Origin of the sequence: Kineothrix sp. MSJ-39 (genome assembly GCF_018917935.1) — a bacterium.
Classification (GTDB): Bacteria; Bacillota; Clostridia; order Lachnospirales; family Lachnospiraceae; genus CAG-194.
Genome location: NZ_JAHLPN010000020.1, coordinates 18,801 through 39,554, shown reverse-complemented (window position 1 = coordinate 39,554; position 20,754 = coordinate 18,801). Strand labels below are relative to the sequence as shown.

The window sequence follows — 20,754 nt, the reverse complement described above, 5'->3', positions numbered from 1 at the left end:
TTCTGTTGTTACATATTATAATAGAAGTCTTGCACGCATCTGCCGGATCACATCCTCTGCCGCAGAAAGCATCTGCTCTTCATCCTTCTGCACCACACCTGTCGGTGACAGGCGGTAGAAGAAGGTTGGTGTTCCCTTTACCGCAAAGGTCAGTTTCCCGCCATAATTGGCAAGCACCACTTCTATATTTTCCACACGGATCTTTGCGCCCGGATCCATCAGGAACGTGATTCCTTCTTTCTTGCCCCGGATCTCCGTGATATACAGATCATGCGCATACATACGGATCAGTGATACGCGGAGAAGATTTTCCACACTCTTTGGGATCTGTCCGAAACGATCCATCAGCTCGCCGCGCATATCTTCCGCTTCGTCCCTGCTTTCGATCGCAGCGATCCGTTTGTAAATATCCAATTTCTGGTATTCATTGACAATATAGCTTTCCGGAATGAAAGCATCCACATCCAGATCGATCGTCGTGACAAAATCAACGATCTGCTTCTGGCCTTTCATTGATTTTACCGCTTCATTTAACATCTTACAATACAGATCGTATCCGACCGCTTCCATATGTCCATGCTGTACTCTGCCCAGAAGATTTCCCGCGCCGCGGATCTCCAGATCTTTCATCGCGATCTTAAAGCCGCTGCCAAGCTCCGTAAATTCCTTGATCGCCTGCAGGCGCTTTTCTGCTACTTCTTTGAGCACTTTATCCCGTTTATACATCAGGAATGCATACGCCGTCCGGTTTGATCTGCCGACACGGCCTCTTAACTGATACAACTGGGAAAGTCCCATATTATCCGAATCGTGAATGATCATTGTATTGACATTGGGGATATCCAGTCCCGTTTCGATGATCGTTGTGGAAACAAGCACATCGATCTCACCGCTGACAAAATCATACATGATCCGCTCCAGCTCGCTTTCCTTCATCTGCCCGTGGGCAAATGCCACATTCGCCTCCGGTACCAGATTCTGGATAAAAGCCGCCATTTCCGCGATCGTGTTGACACGGTTGTACACATAGTAGACCTGTCCGCCTCTGGCAAGCTCACGTCCGATCGCTTCCCGCACAATTTCTTCATTATATTCCATAACAAAAGTCTGGATGGGCATACGGTCATTCGGTGCTTCTTCCAGAACACTCATATCCCGGATTCCCACAAGACTCATATGAAGTGTACGTGGGATCGGGGTTGCTGTCAGCGTCAGAACATCTACATTTTCCTTGAGCTGTTTGATCTTTTCTTTGTGAGTAACACCAAAACGCTGTTCCTCATCGATGATCAGAAGCCCCAGATCCTTAAACGCCACGTCCTTTGACAGAACACGGTGCGTTCCGATCACAATATCCACCAGTCCCTTTTTCAGGCCTTCGATCGTCTTTTTCTGCTGCGCCGCCGTCCGGAAACGTGACATCATCTCGATCGTGACCGGAAAATCCTTCATACGCTGCACAAAGTTATCGTAATGCTGCTTGGCAAGAATGGTCGTCGGAACCAGAAATACAACCTGTTTCCCTTCCTGTACTGCCTTAAACGCTGCACGGATCGCCACTTCTGTTTTGCCATATCCGACATCCCCACAGATCAGGCGGTCCATAATGCGGCTGCTCTCCATATCCGCCTTTGTCGCATCGATCGCCAGAAGCTGATCCTGTGTTTCCTCATATGGGAACATCTCTTCAAACTCGCGCTGCCATACGGTATCTTTTCCATATTGATAGCCCTTTCCGTGCTCTCTTGCTGCATACAGCTTTACCAGATCCTTGGCAACCTCATTGACTGCGCCCTTTACCTTGGATTTTGTTTTTGTCCATTCCTGCGTGCCCAGCTTATTCAGCTTCGGTGCTTTGCTTTCCGCGGAAGCATATTTCATGACCGCATCAAAGCCCGTTGCCAGTACATAAAGAGTTCCTCCATCACGGTATTCGATCTTCATGTAATCTTTCATGACCTTGTCTACGCATACCTTTTCGATACCGCGATAAATGCCCAGACCATGCGTTTCATGTACAACATAATCGCCAACCTTCAGCTCCGTGAAATCATGGATCTTCTGTCCTTCGTAACGCTTCTTTTTCCGTTTCTTGGCGTGTTTGCCGAAAATATCGCTTTCCGTGATCACGGCAAGACGCAGGGAAGGGTACTCAAAGCCCTTGCTGATCTGCCCATGCATGACCATGATCTCCCCGTTCTGAAGCACACGCTCCGTATCTTCGCTGTAAAAAGCAGTCAGCTCATTGGCACAGATATCCTCTGCCAGTCGTTTTGCTCTTGTCCGTGAGGGCGACAGCAGGATCACGCGATAACCGTTTTTATGATAACGCCTTAAATTCTCCAACAGGATCTCAAAACTGTTCTGGAACGAATTGACCGCCCTGGCATCTGCATAGTACCGCTCCTCCACCTTTAAAAACGGAAGATTGCTGTCCAATACAGACAACAGCAGAAGCCGCTGTCCGTTTAGCATTGCCCAGACCTGATCGGCAGTATACAGAAGCGCTGCCTGCCCGGGCAGTGCATAGCCCTTCTCCAGCCGGTGCTCCATGCTTTCCCGAAATTCCAGTTCCACTGCATTCAGATGTTCTTTCCCATGCAGCGGTTCATCCAAGGTAACCAGCAATTCGTCCTGCGGGAACAGTGAAAGGAAGCTGACAAGCTGCGGACAGAAATATTTCATATAGCTGTCCAGATTTGCCATCACGCCAAATTCTTCCATCTGCTCTCTAAGCTGCTCGGTCTGCACCTTCACACGATGTGCTTCTTCCAGCTTGTTTTCCTTTTTCAATGCTTCCGCTGCCTGTTTTGCCTCTGCTTCGATTGCTTTCAGTCCATCCAGCTTCTGCTGCTTTGTCAGGATCATTTCCGTCGCCGGATAGATCGTCACTGTCTTCAGTGCTTCCACGGAACGCTGGCTGAGTACATCAAACCGGCGGATCGACTCTACTTCATCGCCCCAGAGTTCGATACGATATGGGTTTTCTTCTGTCAGGTCGTAAATGTCGATAATGCCGCCGCGAATGGAAAACTGCCCCGGCTCTTCTACCTGATAGGTCTTTTCGTAGCCCATCTTTACGAGCTTCATCGCAACTGCTTCTTCCTCTACGATGCTTTCCGCAGAGATCGTGATACAGTTTTCCTCCAGCATCTGCAGTGGCAGACAGGGCGCAAGAAGCGCATCCACTGTCGTTACGATCGTCAGCGGTTCCTTCTCCAGAATCCGGCGATAGCAGCAGATCCGCTCCTTTGTCATCTCCTGTCCGTGGATATCCGCCTGAAAGAAAATGTAATCCTTGGCAGGAAACAATATGGTATTTTTATCAAAAAAGGAATAATCCTCATATAATTCTTTTGCCTTGACATCACTGAAGGTCAGGACCAGTTTGTACGGATAATCCTCTCCCTGCCCGCAAAGCATCTGCGCCTTCTGTGCATCTGCGCAGCCTGAGATCAGGACTGTTTTCTGCGCCATGAGTGCACGTCTGGCATCCTCATAAAAGGATAATTCCTTCAAATATTCTGTAAATGCTTTCACTTTATTACCCTCAAATGCAAGCTATCCCTGCTTTTTACCGTTAAAATGGTTCATTGCAGCATCTGCCGAATCATTCATCATCATCACGACCGCATCCGCTGCATCCGCAAATGCCTGCTGCATGACTTCCTGATCTTTTTTATCAAAATGTCCCAGCACGTAAGCAGCCAGATCATAGCCCTGTGGCTTTTCTCCAACGCCTACCTTGATCCGCATAAAGGTATCATGTCCCAAATGTGCGATGATATTCTTGATTCCGTTATGTCCGCCTGCGCTGCCTTTCTTGCGGATCCGCAGTTGCCCGGGCGGCAGAGAAATATCGTCGTAGATCACGATCAGCTCCTGTGTTTCGTCTACCTTATAGTAATCTATGAGCTCCCGCACGCTTTCACCACTTAAATTCATGTAGGTCTGTGGCTTTGCGAGGATCACTTTCTGTCCTTCTATATAGCCTTTTCCGATCAGTGCCTTGTGTTTCTTTTCCGCAACGGAGATCCGGTATTTTTCCGCAATGGCATCTATGGTGTCAAAACCGACGTTATGTCTGGTGTGCATATATTCTTTTGTAGGGTTTCCGAGTCCGACTATGATATACATATGGATGTCCTTTCTTTTATGACTAAGCCGAAGTTTGTTTCCGGTGAGTAGATTGATTCGTAAATCATAGTGTACTTGATTTTGAGGGGAAATTCAATAGGAGGGGGTTCAGGGAAGGGAAATGTGCTTACATATTGAATAAATCTGCGTGCGTTCCTGTGTCAACTAATGTTAATGTCAATATATGATCTTCTTTTAGATATATCAACAACCAGTCCGGTTGGATATGGCACTCACGAAATCCTTGGTAAGTACCTTTTAACTCATGATCTCTGTATTTTTCTTCTAAGATGATATTATTTTGAAGTTTTGTAACTATATCTTCCAGCAGAGAAATATCAAGTCCTCTTTTTCTGGCAAGTTTAAGACTCTTCTTAAATTTGCCGGTCAATATTAATTCATATGGCATCAATCAATGTCCTCCATCGCCTCAGAAAAGCTGGCGTATCGTTTGGTATTTGGGTCTTTACTAAGTTTCTTTGCTTCTTCCATTGCATCCAGAACATCCTGTTTATATTTAGGAAGTGTTACTTCAAAAGGCAGTCCGCCTCTCATAACGCACTGTCTGAGAAATATATTCATTGCACTGGACATGTCCATACCTAATTGAGAGAAGAGTTCTGTTGCCTGTTTTTTTAAATTTTCATCTATTCTAATTTGTGTAGGTACTGTAGCCATATCAATGCCTCCTTTTCTATATAATAAGTATTTATTGTTTTGTATTATTATATGCAGAAGTATTTCAAATGTCAATTATTTGGTTTACATTGTATATCAAATTTGTTTAATATAAAAATGCAGAAATATAAATACTTCCTTGCTCAGATAATCAGAAGCTAAGATGTTCTAAGTGTTTTCCGTTCAGTATCTTAACTATACGCAACCGATGCATATTCGCCATCCGGGCTCAAATGCATCTTGCCCGTACATCCTTGTACGGGCATTGCTATGATATTGATAAAACACTAAGAACATCTAAGCCCCTGATTGATTCGCAAGTCTGTATTTATATTCCTGCCGCTTTATGGTTTTACTTGGCTTTGTTTTATTTTTGTCTGGTATAAATTGATCCATCAATCTTATATATTCAATACGATTATCTAAACAAATCATCTGCAATAATCACTCTCCTGTTGGCGAGTTAAGATATACATCAGCCGGCGTCAGATGAATCTGTTGTTTCGGCTGATAAATCTTCATCTGTTTCTACTTCTGCGCTTGCGTCACTCTGTTCTTCTGATGCTTCGTTTTCTGCTACCTCCGTTTCAGTCACAGTTTCTGCATCGGTTGTTTCTCCCACTGCTGCATCTGAACTGCTTTCTGTTTTTGCATTTCCACAACCTGCAAGCAGGCAAGCTGCCAGACCTGCTACCATCAGAGAATGTACAATCTTGGTTATCTCCCTCTTTTTCATTTTTGTTCCTCCTATTTCGTTTTGTTGTTTGTAATTACCTTTGTGTAGGTAACTTATGTTAAGAATATCCTCTTTTTTCGGCAATATCAACTATGCATAGGTAATTTGAGTGGTATCCCTGTTATGATGTTCTTAACCTCACAAAGGTAATATAGAAAATAGCAGGTAGAAAATGACATACTCTGATATCCTGGCTCTGCGTATCAAACAATTATGTAAAAAGCGAGGCATTACGATCAATCATCTCGCTACACTGGCAGGCTTAAAGCAGTCTACAATCGATAACATTATACGTGGAACAAGTAAGAATCCTAAAATTTATACATTGCATAAAATAGCAATCGCATTCGGTATGACGCTCTGTGAGTTTCTGGATTATCCGGAACTGAACGAATATGATCTGGATGAAGATGAGAATGAAGATTAAAAATTATAATTCATATAAATAGCCAGTCCCGGCAAAGCCGGATCTGGCTATTTTGTTTTGCTACCTATTGTTTTATATATGTTTCAATCGCCTGAACCATATCCACAGCATTTTTATACTGCTCCGTTGCATCCTCTTTAGAGACAATGAAAAAGTCATCATAATCACAGTTATTTCTTATCTGAAATGCCCGTTGCAAAATTTTGGAATATTTTATATCAAATATTGCCGCTTTTATATATTCTCTCTGAAAATACGCTATCACTCCAGCATGTTTTGAAAAATCAACCTGATCTCTTGCCAGCACTGCTCTTACCGCTGTAAATATAGCATAGTAGGATCTTCCAATAGAATCTTTATATTGTCCGGCTTCAAGAAGCAGTCTTGCAGACTCCAAACGCTCTTTCGCACTACTTAATCTGTATTGAACTAAATCATCCAATTTTCTTCCCCTCCTTTTCTATATTCATATAGTAAGGGAGAATTCTCTTGTATTTTTCATATTCGCTGTATGGTATCACTGATGGCGAAATCACTACATCATTCTCCATTCCAATATCAGTCGAATAATCCCATACCTGTTTCAACAATTCCTGCAGGTCATTTCGTTCCCCATGTACGATTGCAACGATATCCACGTCTGATTCATTATCCTGTTCGTTTCGTGCATAGGATCCATATAAAAGTATTTTTTCAACCGCACTGCCATAAACTCTGCGATATTCCTGTACCATGTCATGGGTTATGCTATATAGTTGTCTGCTCGTACACATATATATCTCCTCCCTGCGCTTATTTTCCCATTGTGAGTTTATTATACCATGCTCCCCTCCGTTAAAAAAGCCCAAGGTTTTACACAAACCTTGGGCTCTTTGCTTCTTTTATTCCATTTCCGGCTCTGACAGTGATTTTTCGTATGCCTCAAGAATAACTTTCTGCATATGGTCTCTTGTCTCGGAGTTGATCGGATGGGCAATGTCACGATATTCGCCATCGGATGCTTTCTTGCTTGGCATCGCGATAAACATTCCCTTTTCACCTTCTATTACTTTAATATCATGTACGACAAACACGTCATCCAGTGTGATGGAAACAACTGCCTTCATCTTTCCTTCTTTCGCGATCTTGCGTACACGAACGTCTGTAATGTTCATCTTAAATTCCCCCTTTATCGAATTTTAGCATAAACTACATGACATAGCGGTCGTTTTTCTCAATGACAATCTTGATATCATCTTCCCCTTTGTGGTAAGAATTTGCATGGATCGTATCATGGCTTTCCACGATACAATTCTCAATGTAAGTGTTGTCACCGATATAAACATCGTTCAGGATGATGGAATTCTTAATGGTACAATTACTTCCAACAAATACCTTCTTAAAGATGATAGAATTCTCTACCGTACCATTGATGATACTTCCGCTGGAGATCAGGCTGTTCTTGATCTTTGCACCTACATTATATTTTGCAGGCGGAAGATCATCTACTTTGGAGTAGATATCCGGATACTGACGGAAGAAGTAATCTCTGACATCCGGCTTCAGGAAATCCATATTGGCATTGAAGTAATCATCAACTGTTGCAATGTTCTTCCAGTAATCCTGAATCTTATAGCCGTAGATTCTCTTCAGATTCTTGTAACGGATCAGAATATCCTTTACGAAATCATACTGTCCTTCTTCAGCAGCCTTCTCGATCAGCTCAATGAGCTGGCGGCGGCGGATCACGTAAATACCGCAGGAGATCGTATTGGAATTTGCTACGATCGGTTTTTCTTCAAATTCTTCGATACGGCTTTCTTCATTCATCTTTAAAATACCGTAACGGTCTACATTCTCGCCTGCAGGCATGTCTTTGCATACTACCGTGATATCAGCTTTCTTTGCGATATGATATTCAAGCACCTTATTGTAGTCCATTTTGTAAACGCAGTCGCCGGAAGCGATCACAACATATGGCTCATGACTTTCTTTCAGGAAATCCAGATTCTGATAGATCGCATCTGCTGTTCCGCGGTACCAGGAGCTGTTCTCACTTGTAACGGTAGGTGTGAAAACGGAAAGACCTCCCTGTTTTCTACCGAAATCCCACCATTTGGAAGAGCTCAGATGCTCATTCAGGCTCTTTGCATTATACTGTGTAAATACTGCCACACGCTGGATACGTGAATTTGTCATATTGCTCAGGGCAAAATCGATGCTGCGGTAACTGCCCGCTACAGGCATTGCAGCGATCGCACGTTTCTGCGACAGTTCTTTCATTCTGTGATTGTTTCCACCTGCTAAGATAATTCCTATTGCTCTCATGACCTGTCACCTGCCTTAATCAAAGTTTTGCCGCTTCCAAGATAGTAATCTGTATAGTCCTCGACTGTTGTGATACCGGATACTACAGAGTTCTTACCTACCGTTACCTTGGAAGGAATCACGGATTTTTCTCCTATTGTGACAAGTCCATGATTATAAATATGCGGATCTGTTTCGTTGTCTACTTCTTCGCCGATGCCCAGTTTGACATAGTCACCGATCTCAACATTTTCCGCTACGATCGCTTTATTCAGCTCACAGCCTTTACCGATCTGCGTCTCATTCATAATGATAGAATCCCGTACAACCGTATCTGCACCGATCGTTACGCCGCAGCCGATAACGGAATTGTAAACTTTACCGTAGATCTGGGAGCCTTCACCGATGATACATTTCTCGATCTCGCTGTCAGATGAGATGTACTGTGGTGGAAGGATGTCGCTCTTTGTATAGATCTTCCAGTATTCTTCATACAGGTTGAACTCCGGAACGATATCGATCAGCTCCATATTTGCTTCCCAGTAGGAATTCAATGTTCCTACATCTTTCCAGTAGCCGTTGAACTCGTATGCGTAGCACGGAGCGCCATTGGAATGGCAATACGGAATGACATGTTTACCAAAGTCGAGTGCAGGCTGGGATGCATTTGCAATCAGTGCTTCCTTTAATGTCTTCCAGTTGAATATGTAAATACCCATACTTGCCAGATTGCTTCGTGGGTTTGCAGGTTTTTCTTCAAATTCGCTGATCTTGCGATCCTCGTCTGTGATCAGGATACCAAATCTCTTGGCCTCCTCAAGCGGTACAGGCATTGCAGCCAGTGTAACCTCTGCACCTTTTGCCTTATGATAATCCAGCATTACTTCATAATCCATTTTATAAATATGATCTCCGGAAAGGATCAATACATAATCCGGATTATAGCTGTCCATATACTCAATATTCTGATAGATGGCATTTGCTGTTCCTGTGTACCATTCCGTATCTGTGCTCTTCTCATATGGCGGAAGTACGGAAACACCGCCGATATTACGATCCAGATCCCACGGAATACCAATGCCAATGTGTGTATTCAACCGAAGCGGCTGATACTGTGTTAAAACACCTACTGTATCAACTCCCGAATTAATGCAGTTACTAAGTGGAAAGTCAATGATTCTGTATTTTCCCCCGAACGCTACTGCTGGTTTCGCAACCTTCGCAGTTAATACACCAAGTCTGCTGCCCTGACCTCCTGCTAAAAGCATGGCGATCATCTCTTTTTTGATCATACTGTCACCCCTTACTTGTGTAATATCGATTTTTTTACACAATATTTTCCGAAATCTATCATTTCAGTTTCATCGATATTTTGATTATAGCATATAATATTGATAAAGTGAATGTTTTTTACAAATAAAATCCGTCTTTTTTCAGTTTATTTTGTATAAAAAGCTAAATAATTTGCCTTTATTTTTCTGCTTTTTGTGTAAATTTTCTTTTCTATATTTTTCCAAAAGATATCTGTAACTATTTTTTTGTAAATTTTGTCTAAAATGCATCTGTATTTTTCCATTCCCTCTCTTGTACATATGATGTTCTTTAGAGTATAATGGTTTTGATCCAATCAATCATATTTTAATAGGAAGTGTCATTATGTATCAAATCGATTTTAATAAACCAATTGCCATCCATTTTATCGGGATCGGCGGCATCAGCATGAGCGGTCTTGCTGAAATCTTATTGGACCGCGGTTTCCGCATCAGCGGTTCCGACGCCAAGGAAAGTGATCTGACAAAACATCTGATCCAAAAGGGGGCTGTCGTAAAATACGGGCAGCGTGCTTCCAACATCACGGATGATATCCAGCTCGTTGTTTATACGGCGGCGATCCACCCGGATAATCCCGAGCTTATGGAAGCAGAAAAAAAGAATATCCCCTGTATGACAAGAGCCGTCCTGCTCGGTGAGATCATGCAGAATTATCAGACCCCGATCGCCATCAGCGGAACGCACGGCAAGACAACGACCACATCCATGTTGTCCGAAATCCTGCTGGCAATGGATACGGATCCTACTTTATCGATCGGTGGTATTTTAAAAGATATCGGCGGTAATATCAGAATCGGAAGTTCTGAGCTTTTTGTTGCAGAAGCCTGTGAATACACAAACAGCTTTTTAAGCTTTTTCCCGAAGATCAGTGCAATTTTGAACATCGACGCCGATCATCTGGACTTTTTCAAGGATCTGCAGGACATCCGCAATTCTTTCCGCAAATTTGCATGCCTGCTCCCCACTGACGGAACACTTGTCATCAACGGTGAAATCGAAAATGTATCCGAGATCACGCACGATCTTCCCTGTCGTGTGATCACATACGGTTTTTCAGAAGATTTTGATGTTTATGCAACTGACATCACTTTCGATGCCATGGCACGCGGCTCTTACCGCATCCATTTAAAGAAAGATGGCGGTGAAACGGTTTTCCCTGTTTCTCTCGGTGTAACGGGCCGTCACAATATTTCCAATTCCATGGCAGCGGTCGCCATCGCTTATCTGCTGCTCGGCGGAGAACCAGAAGCGATCTGTGAGGCACTGAAGAGCTTCAGCGGTACAGACAGGCGGTTCCAGTATAAGGGCAAGCTTCTTGAGACAACTATAATAGATGATTATGCGCATCACCCGACAGAAATAACCGCAACTTTAAAAACAGCGCAAAATTATCCGCACAAAAAGCTCTGGTGCGTATTCCAGCCGCATACGTACACACGTACCAAGGCACTTCTGCCGGAATTTGCAAAGGCACTTTCCCTCGCAGACCACGTTGTACTGGCTGATATTTACGCCGCAAGAGAAACCGATACGCTCGGCATCAGCTCCCGTACCTTACAGGCTGAGATTGAAAAACTGGGAACACCATGTGAGTATTTCCCGTCTTTTGACCAGATTGAAAACTTTTTATTAGAAAATTGTGAGCCGAATGATCTGTTGATAACTATGGGCGCCGGAGACGTCTATAAAATCGGCGAAAACCTGCTTGGCAAATAACTTATCCACATTATCCACATTTTTTGGTGTGTAATTCACAGAAAAAGATGTGGATAATTTTGTTTACATAACCTATATATGGCAGCCCCCGCTGTCTGCGTCAAAAAGCGACAATCTATCACACCTTTTCCGGTTTTAACAAGCACGCGGCCAGGCAACTTATCCACTTTATCCACATTGTCCACATTTCCCGCAAACCCAGCATTTACAAGGGTTTGCAGAAAAATGGCTATTTCATTTTAAAAATGTCTGTGCTATAATTTCATTTGCTATTAAAACAAGGTCAGGTGAATGAAAATGAGTCGTCTTACGATATACAGAGATGATTATAGCGATGCAACGATCGTATCCAATCAGTTTATTGATGAATATATGGAAAATGCCAATGATGCGCAGATCAAGGTCTATCTTTATCTGCTGCGTATGATGCATGCCAATCTGCCTACGAGCATCTCCGATATCGCAGACAAATTTAATCATACGGAAAAGGACGTCGTCCGTGCACTTTCCTATTGGGAAAAGAAAAATCTGGTACGGATCGAATATGATGAAAACGGAGAGATCCTTGCACTGCATATGCAGTCCGGTGCTTCTTCTACGCCCGCTGCTCCTGTCAGTCAAAAGGAAGCTTATCCCAAAGTTCCACAACAGCCTAAGGCAGTCAAAAAAGCTCCTGCCCCGGAAGTACAGCAGGCAAAGAGTAAGCCTTCTTACAGTCTTGACGAGGTTGCTTCCTTCCAGCAGGAAGAGGAAGCCTCCCAGATTATCTTTATCGCAGAGCAGTATCTGGGACGTGTCCTGACAGTTCCCGACATCAAGACGATCATCTTCTTATATAAAGAACTGCATTTTTCAACCGATCTGATCGATTATCTGATCGAATACTGTGTCGGCAAAGGGCATCGGGAAATGCGTTATATCGAAAAGGTTGCGATCAACTGGTCAGAGGAAAAGATCACGACTGTCCAGCAGGCAAAGCAGCAGTCCTACAAATACAACAAGATCGTCTACACGGTCATGAACGCACTCGGCCGTACGAGTGCACCAACTGCAAAGGAAGCAGATTTTGTAAACCGCTGGGAAAAGGAATACGGTTTTACACATGACATGATCCTTGCAGCCTGCGAGAAAGCAGCTCTTGCTGTTGATAAGAACCGCATGGAATATACAGACGGCATTTTGAAAAGCTGGTTGAAACAGAATGTACATAACCTTGCAGAGGCAGAAGCTGCCAGCAAGGCGTTTTCCCAGAAGAAACAGACAACGCCGGCAAAGACAAGCAGCTTTCACGATTTTAAACAGCGCAAATATGACTATGATGCTTTAGAAAAGGAGCTTCTCAGTAATTAATGATCACAAATTCCCAGTTTAAGGCGATCACCGCCGACTACGAAAAAATACAGAATAAAAACCGTCATATCCTCCTGCAGCGTAAGGAAGAGATCTATGCCAAGCTGCCTGCCTATCAGGAGCTGGAACAGCAGATCTCCAGTCTGTGTATTATGCAGGGGCGCAGGCTCCTCAGTGGCGACAAGCAGGCTCTTGATGATATGAAAAAACAGCTCCACTCGCTTTCCGCGCAGAAGCAGCTGCTGCTTCAGGAGCATGGATATCCGGCTGATTATCTGGAGCCGGTTTATGACTGCCCGGATTGCCAGGATACAGGCTATCTGCCCGACCACAGCAAATGTCACTGCATGAAGCAGAAAATAGCCCATTATCTCTACGAGCAGTCCGGTCTTGAGCATTTGCTTGAAACTGAAAACTTTTCTCATCTTTCCACCGCATATTATCAGGGGGAAGATCTGGCGCGGTTTGAGAAGGCCGTGCAAAGTGCCAAAAATTTTGTATTAGATTTCAGTTCCCACTACCACAATCTGCTTTTTTATGGTACAGTAGGTACCGGGAAATCATTTTTATCCTGTTGTATAGCAAAAGAATTACTGGATGCAGGCTATTGTGTTCTCTATTTTAGTGCCTGTTCTTTATTTGATAGAATTTCCGAATACACCTTTGGCTCCAAAGATCGGGAGAACCTCGCACAGCTCTATCAGGATCTGTACGCATGCGATCTTCTGATCATCGATGACCTGGGGACAGAGCTTGCCAACGGATTTGTAGCGTCCGAGCTTTTCACGATCTTAAATGAAAGGCATCTGCGCAGAAGATCCACGATCATTTCCAGCAATATTTCTCTGGAAGAGCTCAGTGAACATTATTCAGAAAGACTGTTTTCACGCATTACCAGTAATTATGAGCTTTTTAAATTTACCGGTTCCGATATCCGGATTCAGAAAAAATTATCAGGCAGAAAGTGAGGATATTTCATCGTGGCAAAACGTGAAGAAATGAGAAACTTGGAAACCATTCCCGTCGGTTCGCTCGGGATCATTGCCTTAAAGGGCTGTCAGGAGCTTGGCGAGAAAGTCGATCAGTATCTGGTTGACTGGCGTACAGAAAGGGAAAATGAACACAAGGACAGTCTTGCATTCAAGGGGTATCAGAGAAGCTCTTACCTGCTGCAGGCAAAAGTACCGCGTTTTGGATCCGGTGAAGCAAAGGGCGTTATCTTAGAATCTGTTCGAGGCAACGACCTGTATCTGCTTGTTGATGTTGCCAACTACAGCCTGACTTATTCTCTCTGCGGACATGAAAATCATATGTCTCCGGATGACCACTATCAGGATTTAAAGAGAATCATCGCTGCTGTCGGCGGAAAGGCACGTCGTATCACGGTTATCATGCCATTTTTGTATGAAAGCAGACAGCATAAGAGAACAGCACGTGAATCACTTGACTGTGCACTGGCTCTGCAGGAGCTTACCAACATGGGCGTTGACAATATCATTACTTTCGATGCACATGATCCTCGTGTACAGAATGCGATCCCGCTGAACGGCTTTGAAACCGTTTCCCCTACTTACCAGTTTATCAAGGGCTTACTGAAGCACGTAAAGGATCTTACGATCGATTCTGATCATATGATGGTCATCAGCCCGGATGAAGGTGGTATGGGACGTGCTATTTACATGGCAAACGTACTTGGTCTTGATATGGGTATGTTCTATAAAAGACGTGATTATACACAGATCGTGGACGGCCGTAATCCGATCGTTGCACATGAGTTCCTGGGAAGCAGCGTAGAAGGCAAGGATGTGATTGTAATCGATGATATGATCAGTTCCGGTGAAAGTGTTCTGGAAGTTGCAGCAGAGCTGAAAGCCCGCAAAGCAAAACGTGTATTCATCTGTGCTACTTTCGGTCTTTTCACAAACGGACTTTCCAAATTCGATATTGCTTATGAAGACGGTCTGATCGCAGGTGTTCTGACAACCAACCTTGTATACCAGACGCCGGAGCTTTTAGAGCGTCCGTACTACATCAACTGCGATATGAGTAAATACATTGCTTACATCATCGATACATTAAATCATGATGCTTCCATCAGTGATCTGCTCAATCCGAGTGATCGTATCCAGGCTGCGATCGCAAAGTATAAGGCGCATGAATATTAAGATTGAAACTAACTATTTGATTATGCAATAAATAATATGGAATACTAACTAAAAAACAGCTCCGTAGTATATTTTGATGCACGCTGCGCATGCTTTTCTACTAAGGCACATGCTGGCATTCATATGGCACGCGGATATTCGACATCCTGTCTCAGATCCGCTGCCACGACATCCGTGTCGTGGCACCATATTCATCACCAGCATTTAGCCAAGTAGAAATACGCATTTGCAGCTATCACATCCTAATATACTATGGAGCTGTTTTGTTTTTCATTTTTCATGGATAAATCGCTTCTATCTATATTCACAACTGGAAATTCAATACATGATCTATTATGCGATTATCTCTAACTTGTTCTATATATCTTCTGAAGTTTCTGCCGCTTCCGGCTCTACGACTGTGGACGGAACGACGGCTGCGCCTTCTGCTTCGTGTGGCTCTGCCACGTTCTTTGCTGCATCTGACGGAGATTTCTTCTTATCTTCGATCTCTGCTTTCAGTTCCTCGATCTTTGCAAGCGCTTCTGTGATCGTCTGCATCTGCTCGCTGTAGATGCTGTCCACATCATCCTTATGTGCCAGATAATAGGCTTCTCCGATCTCCTGATATGCTTTTTTTACAATGCCCTCCTGCTTGCCGACCTGCAGGGAAAGTCCCGGAATCTCAGCGTAATTTTTTGCTTTCTTTGTGGCATCGCTTTCTTTGATTGTCTGGAAAGTCTCTCCTGCCTTCGCGCTCAGCTTATTCAAAAAATCCATGTTTCTACCTCCTGTAAATACCTTTTCCTTTTTATTCCATCATATACTTCCAATACTCCTTTTTCAATAAAGGAAATATTAAATTTACATGATTTCCATATTTCCTGCACAGACTAAAACAGACTATATAAAAGGAGCGGATTTTATGCAGGAAATTATTTATATTATTTTATTGTCTTTCGGATCAATCATAACTCTTTTTATTCTGACAAAACTCATGGGCTACCGGCAGATGTCGGAAATGAGTATGTTTGATTATATCAATGGTATTACGATCGGTTCGATTGCCGCGGAAATGGCAACCTCGCTGGAACAGAACTTCTGGCAGCCTTTTACCGCCATGGTCGTCTATGGATTCTGTGGCATTTTCTTATCCTTTGCCACAGGTAAGAGCATCAAGCTCAGGCGATTCATTACAGGAAAACCGATCACATTGTACTCCCACGGGCAGATCTTCGAAAAAAATCTGAAAAAGGCAAGATTAGACCTGTCAGAGCTCCTGACACTTGCCAGACTGAGCGGTTATTTTGAGCTTTCCACGCTGGAAGTCATTATGATGGAACCAAGCGGCAAACTGAGTTTTCTGCCCAAGGCATCCAGCAGACCTGTGACACCAGGCGATCTTGCACTAGCGCCGGAACAGACTCTGTTATCTGCCGTCCTCATTATGGACGGAAAACTCCTGCCGCATAACTTGAAGCACAGCGGCAAAGATGAGATATGGCTTTCGCGTAGAATCCACAATCAGGGCTTTCACGATTATAAAGATATTTTGCTTGCACTATGTGATAATCAGGGGAAACTGACCATTTATGGCTATCAGAAAACAGACAGACAGGAAGCGGATATCCTGATCTGAAAAAGATCCTATAAAAGGGGAAATCCGTTAGCCGAGGGGATTGGCTAACGGATTATGAGGGGATAATCTGAGAAGTAAAACTTCTCATATTTATAATAAACATTGCTGTTTATTATCTGATTGTAAGTTTGCATTAGAAATACTATTTCCCTTTGCATCATTTATTATATATCAAAATGCCTATTTTGTACAGTCTTTTTTTGAGAAATTCTCAAAAAATTTCAAGTCATTTTTAAGTTCTATTTTCCCGAATTTACGGTTATTTTGCCAAAATAAAGTTCATTTAATAACTTTTTGGCAAAAACGACATGATGTTTTGGCAAAATTTCTTTTTGGAAGTAGGCACCGTTTCCGGAGATCAGTTCCGAAGGAGCTCCTTCATAGCCCTGCAGGTCAACTTTTTGCACATAATCCTGCGCATATCCGGCAGCAAGTGCCTTCCGCAGCTCAATCTTCTGTACAAGCTCCTGCGTCAGACCGGTCTTCTCGATCTGCGCTTTCGTCATATCGGACAACAGTGTTGCAGCCTGCTCCGTTGCTGTATCTTTTTCCTCAGCAGTCAGTTCATAGCCATCCTGTTTCGCCATATCCGCATAGATGATCTCAGCCAGACATGTATTGACCGCTGTATCCTTTGCCATGTCTTTTAAAAATCTGCTCTTTTTTCCTGCAGAAAAATGTACATTCCAGTAGCTTTGCGGGCTCCCGGAATCATAAGCTTTTGCCTGCTGATCCACATACGCTTCCACTTCATAGATGTAATATCCAAATTCACGGAGCGTGACATCTGTTTCGTCTACCGAAAAGACTGTCTCATCCAGATGCGCTTCGTAATCAAAAGTATCTCTGTGTCTGCCCCAGACCGAAAGCACAGCCAGAACAAGAATCAGTCCAAATAATAGCAGAAATCCAAAAAGCACCTTTTTATCCGTTTTCTTCATGTCATTTATCCGTTCTGTACACGGTTCATGTATTTATCCCAGCCAAGCTCAGAACTGTCAAATGCGATCTGTAACCAGTAGGAGGTTTCCTCATCTGCATCGATCCCGACCAGATATAAGAAACGTCCTGTTGTATTGTATACATCTTCTACTTTTACCACATCAAACAGATAATAGCCCTTGCTTCCCTGCAAAAGCGCTGTAAGCTCTTCCTCAGAAAGCGGCTCATCCGGTTTTTCCTCCCGCAGTACATCATTGGCATCATAATACTTATAGCCTTCCTTCACTGCTTTCTGAATCTCTGCGTTTTTCAGCTCCATCTGCGTTGTTCCCGCATAACTGTCCGTATAATTACCGTTCTGGGAATTATTTGCTTTTACGATCACTGCCTCCAGCTCAAACCGGAGTGCATCTCCTGTCCATTCTGCTTTTTCAATCTGCGCATCTCTGAAGCTGAAATGCTCCAGTTCATTCACTGCCTTAAATTTCATCCTTACTTTCCTGCTCTTCCTCAGCTTCGCGCTCTTTCCTTCTGGCTTCGATCTGTTCTTGACGCCGGATTTCCATGAGTTCTTCCTGCTCTTTTCTCTTCTTCCAGGAAATCTTTGCTTCCCGGACAATCTTCTCCATCAGTTCTTCTTCCGACAAAGCAGGTTCTTCCTGCTTTTCCTCATCCGGAAGATTTTCCGTCTGCACAGGCTCCGTGGGCTTTTCTTTTTCGTCCGAAAGTGCATCGATCACGATCTGTGCCCGATCCACGCCTTCTTTTTCTGCGCGCTTTGCTGCTGCTTTTGCATATCGTCTGTCGATTGCTTTTTCAATCGTACCTTTGACAAATGCTTTCCACTTATGATATTCCCTTTTTACGGTCAACACAAGCCATATTGCAAATGAAATCACCGGAAATGCAAGAAACAGTGTCCGCAACGCAAGTAAAAACGCTGCTTTCATTTCAATACTGCGTTCTGCATTTTCCCAATAAGGATATGCAACTGCATTGCCGCGCATCATCAGCTTTGGCAGATTCCAGATCTTTTTATATAATTGCAGCTTTGAGAAGCGGTCAGTATTATCAACATATTCTTTATCCGAAAAACTGACTGCCGAATCAGAGAGTGTGGTCTCTTCATCCTCGCCAAACGCTGTTTTTAACGCGGTTAACGCAAATCCCTTTACCGGATTCGGCAGAACCGCTTCATATACTGTAATACCTGTTCCGTCAAAAAGAGACTGAAACGTATTAAAATCCATGAATAGATAAGACTGGTTTCCACGTGCATACTTTTCATATTTATTTTCAGATGGCTTATAGACGCCGGCAATCACAAACTGCCTGCCTTCGATCGTTACCGTTTTGCCTGCAATATCATATGCTCCAAACAGTGTCCATGCTGTATTTTCATCCAGCACAACTCTGTCCTTTGAGATATCATTTTCAGAGAAAACACTGCCCGAGATCATATCAAACAAATGAAACTGAAAGAAGTCACCACCAACACCTATGATCTGTACACTATCCACGGAAGCACTTCCTATATCCGTCAGTTTACTGATGGAACTGTCATGCATGGCAGCATAAGCATCGATCCAAAGCCTTCCTGTAACAGATTCTTCCGTAATAGAGGCATCTGTCAGCTTTGACTGCAGCGTGCTTCGTACCTCCGAGATCATATCCTTTGTGATCTGGCTGTCACTTTGCATAAATGCACTGACCTGATGGTATCTGATATCATTGGCCGCCCAGCGCTCTGCCTCCTGCTGGGAATACTGCTTCCCAACCAGTTGATTCTCCGCAATCGTCAAAATAAGCGCTGCCAGCAGACAAAACAGGAGACATGCCAGAAATCTGATATGGTCTCTGCACCAGATTAATACTTTCATATCCGGTTCCTCCTATTGATCTGCCAGACGTACCTTCATACCGGCCTCTAATGGTTTTGTAGAGTTTGTTACAACATACTCGTATCCAAACAGTCCCCCACTGACAGCAGAGTTGGTATCGTCACTTGCCATTACTTCCACATCTGCTCTGGATAAAACATAGCGGTTACCGAGTGGACTGCTCTTTACATTAACAACCAGCACAAATTTTCCGTTGTTGTCCTCGCGGATTGCACTGTTTGGTACAATCACATCATACTGGGAGCTCTTTTCACCGACAGAAAGACTCAAAGACTGTCCAACTGTCACATCTTCTCCAGTGATCTTAAATGTCAGGATCTTATTTTTATCGGGATTATCTACATCTGCCTTAATGGAATCCAGTGTTGCTTTCATATCTGTTCCCCAGATATTCTGGATCTCTGCTTCCTGTCCTGCTTTCACGAGCTTTGCCTGTTCTTTTGTCACGGAAAAGCTGACACTGTATCCGTTTCCGGTTACTGCTATAGAAGCAAGTGCACTGTCCGGTGTTACCGTATCACCTGCGATACAATTGACGGATTTTACAACACCCGCATTTTTCGCTTTGATCTCTGATTCCTGTCCGCCGTTTTTCAGTTTTTCCACAACTTCTCTCTGATCGTCCACCTTTTTCTTGGAAGCTTTCAGATCAAGCGCTGCCTGTCCCTGTGTTACCTTATCATCCGTCTGCTTATTTGCAAGTGTCAGGATCAGCGTATCCAGTGCTTTCTGTTTTTCACGGACTGCTGCATTGGCATCATCCACGGTCGGTGTACCTTCCAGATCTGAGGTGATCTGTGCCAGTGTGGCATTTGCATCTGCCAGTGCTTTCTTTTTCTCTTTTAATTTCTTATTGTATTTGCTCACACTGTTTCCGGATACGGAAGAATCGATCTGTGCCTGAATATAATCAACATCAGCCTGCAGATCATTGACCTTTTTCTGTGCTGCTGCCTGCTGTTCCACGAGAGATGCTCTGGCTGCTGCCTTTGTCTGATTTGCAACCGCATCACTGAGCTCTTCCCTTGCAGATTTGATATCCAGATTGTCAAGTGCGTAGTTCGGTGCTGCAGCAAGAAGTGCCTTGCTGTAATCAAGCTCCAGACTGTCCAGCGTATCCTGTGCTTCCTTCAGTGCAGATTCGTCGGTTGTGCCTGTTCCATCCAGTTCAAATAATACCTGATCTGCCGAAACTTCATCACCCACCTTGATCTTGACACTGCCAACCACATGATTTTCCGTCACCTTGACATCGTAATCTTCTGCCGTTTCTACCGTTCCCGTTCCTCTGACCTTTGCGGTCACATTTCCGCTCTGTGCATAAGCCGTAGAGACCTCAGGCAGGGAATAATTCATGATCGTATTGGAGAAAAACGTCAAAAGTAACATGATCACCAGAAAGACGATCGCAATATTTTTAATTCTATCTTTTTTGTTGGTCTGTTTTTTTTCGTTCACTTTCTTAT

22 protein-coding genes are annotated in these 20,754 nt (G+C 43.6%); 6 read left to right on the top strand and 16 right to left on the bottom strand.

The window, feature by feature from the left end; genetic code table 11:
* Positions 1-15: 15 nt before the first annotated feature.
* The 5 genes from mfd to KQI22_RS11575 all read right to left on the bottom strand — a co-directional run bounded on the left by mfd (position 16) and on the right by KQI22_RS11575 (position 5,551).
* The gene (gene mfd / locus KQI22_RS11595) at positions 16-3,540 is read right to left on the bottom strand and encodes a transcription-repair coupling factor (RefSeq protein ID WP_330623367.1); all 3,525 of its coding nucleotides are present in this window, start codon (positions 3,538-3,540) and stop codon (positions 16-18) included.
* Between the two features lie 21 nt (positions 3,541-3,561).
* A complete protein-coding gene (gene pth / locus KQI22_RS11590; protein ID WP_216552511.1) occupies positions 3,562-4,137 on the bottom strand; it encodes an aminoacyl-tRNA hydrolase in 576 nt (191 codons plus the stop codon).
* A gap of 127 nt (positions 4,138-4,264) precedes the next feature.
* Positions 4,265-4,546, bottom strand: a complete 282-nt coding sequence (locus KQI22_RS11585; protein ID WP_216552509.1) for a type II toxin-antitoxin system YafQ family toxin — start codon at positions 4,544-4,546, stop codon at positions 4,265-4,267.
* Positions 4,546-4,815 carry a type II toxin-antitoxin system RelB/DinJ family antitoxin gene (locus tag KQI22_RS11580; RefSeq protein ID WP_216552507.1) on the bottom strand — a complete coding sequence of 90 codons (270 nt, stop codon included), beginning with the start codon at positions 4,813-4,815 and terminating at the stop codon, positions 4,546-4,548. Before KQI22_RS11580 ends, KQI22_RS11585 begins: the two co-directional genes overlap by 1 nt.
* 475 nt (positions 4,816-5,290) lie before the next feature.
* Positions 5,291-5,551, bottom strand: coding sequence for a hypothetical protein (locus KQI22_RS11575; RefSeq protein WP_216552505.1), 261 nt, complete (start codon positions 5,549-5,551; stop codon positions 5,291-5,293).
* A 172-nt stretch (positions 5,552-5,723) separates the two neighbouring features.
* Between KQI22_RS11575 and KQI22_RS11570 the strand changes: the two genes are divergently transcribed.
* Positions 5,724-5,978 (top strand): helix-turn-helix domain-containing protein, encoded by a 255-nt coding sequence (locus KQI22_RS11570; RefSeq protein WP_216552503.1) that lies wholly within the window; start codon positions 5,724-5,726, stop codon positions 5,976-5,978.
* Between the two features lie 64 nt (positions 5,979-6,042).
* Here the strand turns inward: KQI22_RS11570 and KQI22_RS11565 are convergent, their stop codons facing one another.
* The 6 genes from KQI22_RS11565 to KQI22_RS11540 form a co-directional block, all read right to left on the bottom strand.
* Positions 6,043-6,420, bottom strand: a complete 378-nt coding sequence (locus KQI22_RS11565) for a HEPN domain-containing protein (protein ID WP_216552501.1) — start codon at positions 6,418-6,420, stop codon at positions 6,043-6,045.
* Positions 6,413-6,826 (bottom strand): nucleotidyltransferase family protein, encoded by a 414-nt coding sequence (locus KQI22_RS11560; protein WP_330623366.1) that lies wholly within the window; start codon positions 6,824-6,826, stop codon positions 6,413-6,415. The genes KQI22_RS11565 and KQI22_RS11560 overlap by 8 nt, the downstream gene beginning before the upstream one ends.
* Positions 6,827-6,859: 33 nt before the next feature.
* Entirely contained in the window at positions 6,860-7,132 is a 273-nt protein-coding gene (spoVG, locus tag KQI22_RS11555) for a septation regulator SpoVG (protein ID WP_216552499.1), read from the bottom strand.
* A gap of 34 nt (positions 7,133-7,166) precedes the next feature.
* A complete protein-coding gene (glgD, locus tag KQI22_RS11550; RefSeq protein ID WP_216552497.1) occupies positions 7,167-8,285 on the bottom strand; it encodes a glucose-1-phosphate adenylyltransferase subunit GlgD in 1,119 nt (372 codons plus the stop codon).
* On the bottom strand, positions 8,282-9,556 hold the full coding sequence (locus KQI22_RS11545) for a glucose-1-phosphate adenylyltransferase (protein WP_216552495.1): 1,275 nt from the start codon (positions 9,554-9,556) through the stop codon (positions 8,282-8,284). The genes glgD and KQI22_RS11545 overlap by 4 nt, the downstream gene beginning before the upstream one ends.
* Before the next feature lie 146 nt (positions 9,557-9,702).
* A complete protein-coding gene (locus tag KQI22_RS11540) occupies positions 9,703-9,840 on the bottom strand; it encodes a hypothetical protein (RefSeq protein WP_216552493.1) in 138 nt (45 codons plus the stop codon).
* A gap of 80 nt (positions 9,841-9,920) precedes the next feature.
* On the opposite strand from KQI22_RS11540, the gene murC reads away from it, so the two are divergent.
* The 4 genes from murC to KQI22_RS11520 all read left to right on the top strand — a co-directional run bounded on the left by murC (position 9,921) and on the right by KQI22_RS11520 (position 14,827).
* Positions 9,921-11,312, top strand: coding sequence for a UDP-N-acetylmuramate--L-alanine ligase (gene murC / locus KQI22_RS11535; protein ID WP_216552491.1), 1,392 nt, complete (start codon positions 9,921-9,923; stop codon positions 11,310-11,312).
* Between the two features lie 297 nt (positions 11,313-11,609).
* A complete protein-coding gene (locus tag KQI22_RS11530; RefSeq protein WP_216552490.1) occupies positions 11,610-12,662 on the top strand; it encodes a DnaD domain protein in 1,053 nt (350 codons plus the stop codon).
* Positions 12,662-13,630: an ATP-binding protein gene (locus KQI22_RS11525; protein WP_216552488.1), complete on the top strand. Its 969-nt coding sequence runs from the start codon at positions 12,662-12,664 to the stop codon at positions 13,628-13,630. Before KQI22_RS11530 ends, KQI22_RS11525 begins: the two co-directional genes overlap by 1 nt.
* Before the next feature lie 30 nt (positions 13,631-13,660).
* A complete protein-coding gene (locus KQI22_RS11520) occupies positions 13,661-14,827 on the top strand; it encodes a ribose-phosphate pyrophosphokinase (protein ID WP_253293619.1) in 1,167 nt (388 codons plus the stop codon).
* A gap of 357 nt (positions 14,828-15,184) precedes the next feature.
* Here the strand turns inward: KQI22_RS11520 and KQI22_RS11515 are convergent, their stop codons facing one another.
* On the bottom strand, positions 15,185-15,586 hold the full coding sequence (locus tag KQI22_RS11515) for a hypothetical protein (protein ID WP_216552484.1): 402 nt from the start codon (positions 15,584-15,586) through the stop codon (positions 15,185-15,187).
* 145 nt (positions 15,587-15,731) lie between these two features.
* Here KQI22_RS11515 and KQI22_RS11510 point away from each other — a divergent pair, with 145 nt between their 5' ends.
* On the top strand, positions 15,732-16,445 hold the full coding sequence (locus tag KQI22_RS11510) for a DUF421 domain-containing protein (protein ID WP_216552482.1): 714 nt from the start codon (positions 15,732-15,734) through the stop codon (positions 16,443-16,445).
* A 239-nt stretch (positions 16,446-16,684) separates the two neighbouring features.
* Here KQI22_RS11510 and KQI22_RS11505 read toward each other — a convergent pair whose 3' ends face one another.
* The 4 genes from KQI22_RS11505 to KQI22_RS11490 are packed head-to-tail and all read right to left on the bottom strand — an operon-like array spanning position 16,685 to position 20,746.
* Positions 16,685-17,386 (bottom strand): hypothetical protein, encoded by a 702-nt coding sequence (locus tag KQI22_RS11505; protein WP_216552480.1) that lies wholly within the window; start codon positions 17,384-17,386, stop codon positions 16,685-16,687.
* Positions 17,387-17,391: 5 nt separating this feature from the next.
* Positions 17,392-17,877, bottom strand: coding sequence for a hypothetical protein (locus KQI22_RS11500; protein WP_216552478.1), 486 nt, complete (start codon positions 17,875-17,877; stop codon positions 17,392-17,394).
* Positions 17,867-19,267 (bottom strand): ABC transporter permease, encoded by a 1,401-nt coding sequence (locus tag KQI22_RS11495; RefSeq protein ID WP_216552476.1) that lies wholly within the window; start codon positions 19,265-19,267, stop codon positions 17,867-17,869. The genes KQI22_RS11500 and KQI22_RS11495 overlap by 11 nt, the downstream gene beginning before the upstream one ends.
* A gap of 12 nt (positions 19,268-19,279) precedes the next feature.
* Positions 19,280-20,746 (bottom strand): efflux RND transporter periplasmic adaptor subunit, encoded by a 1,467-nt coding sequence (locus KQI22_RS11490; RefSeq protein WP_216552474.1) that lies wholly within the window; start codon positions 20,744-20,746, stop codon positions 19,280-19,282.
* Between the last annotated feature and the right edge of the window lie 8 nt (positions 20,747-20,754).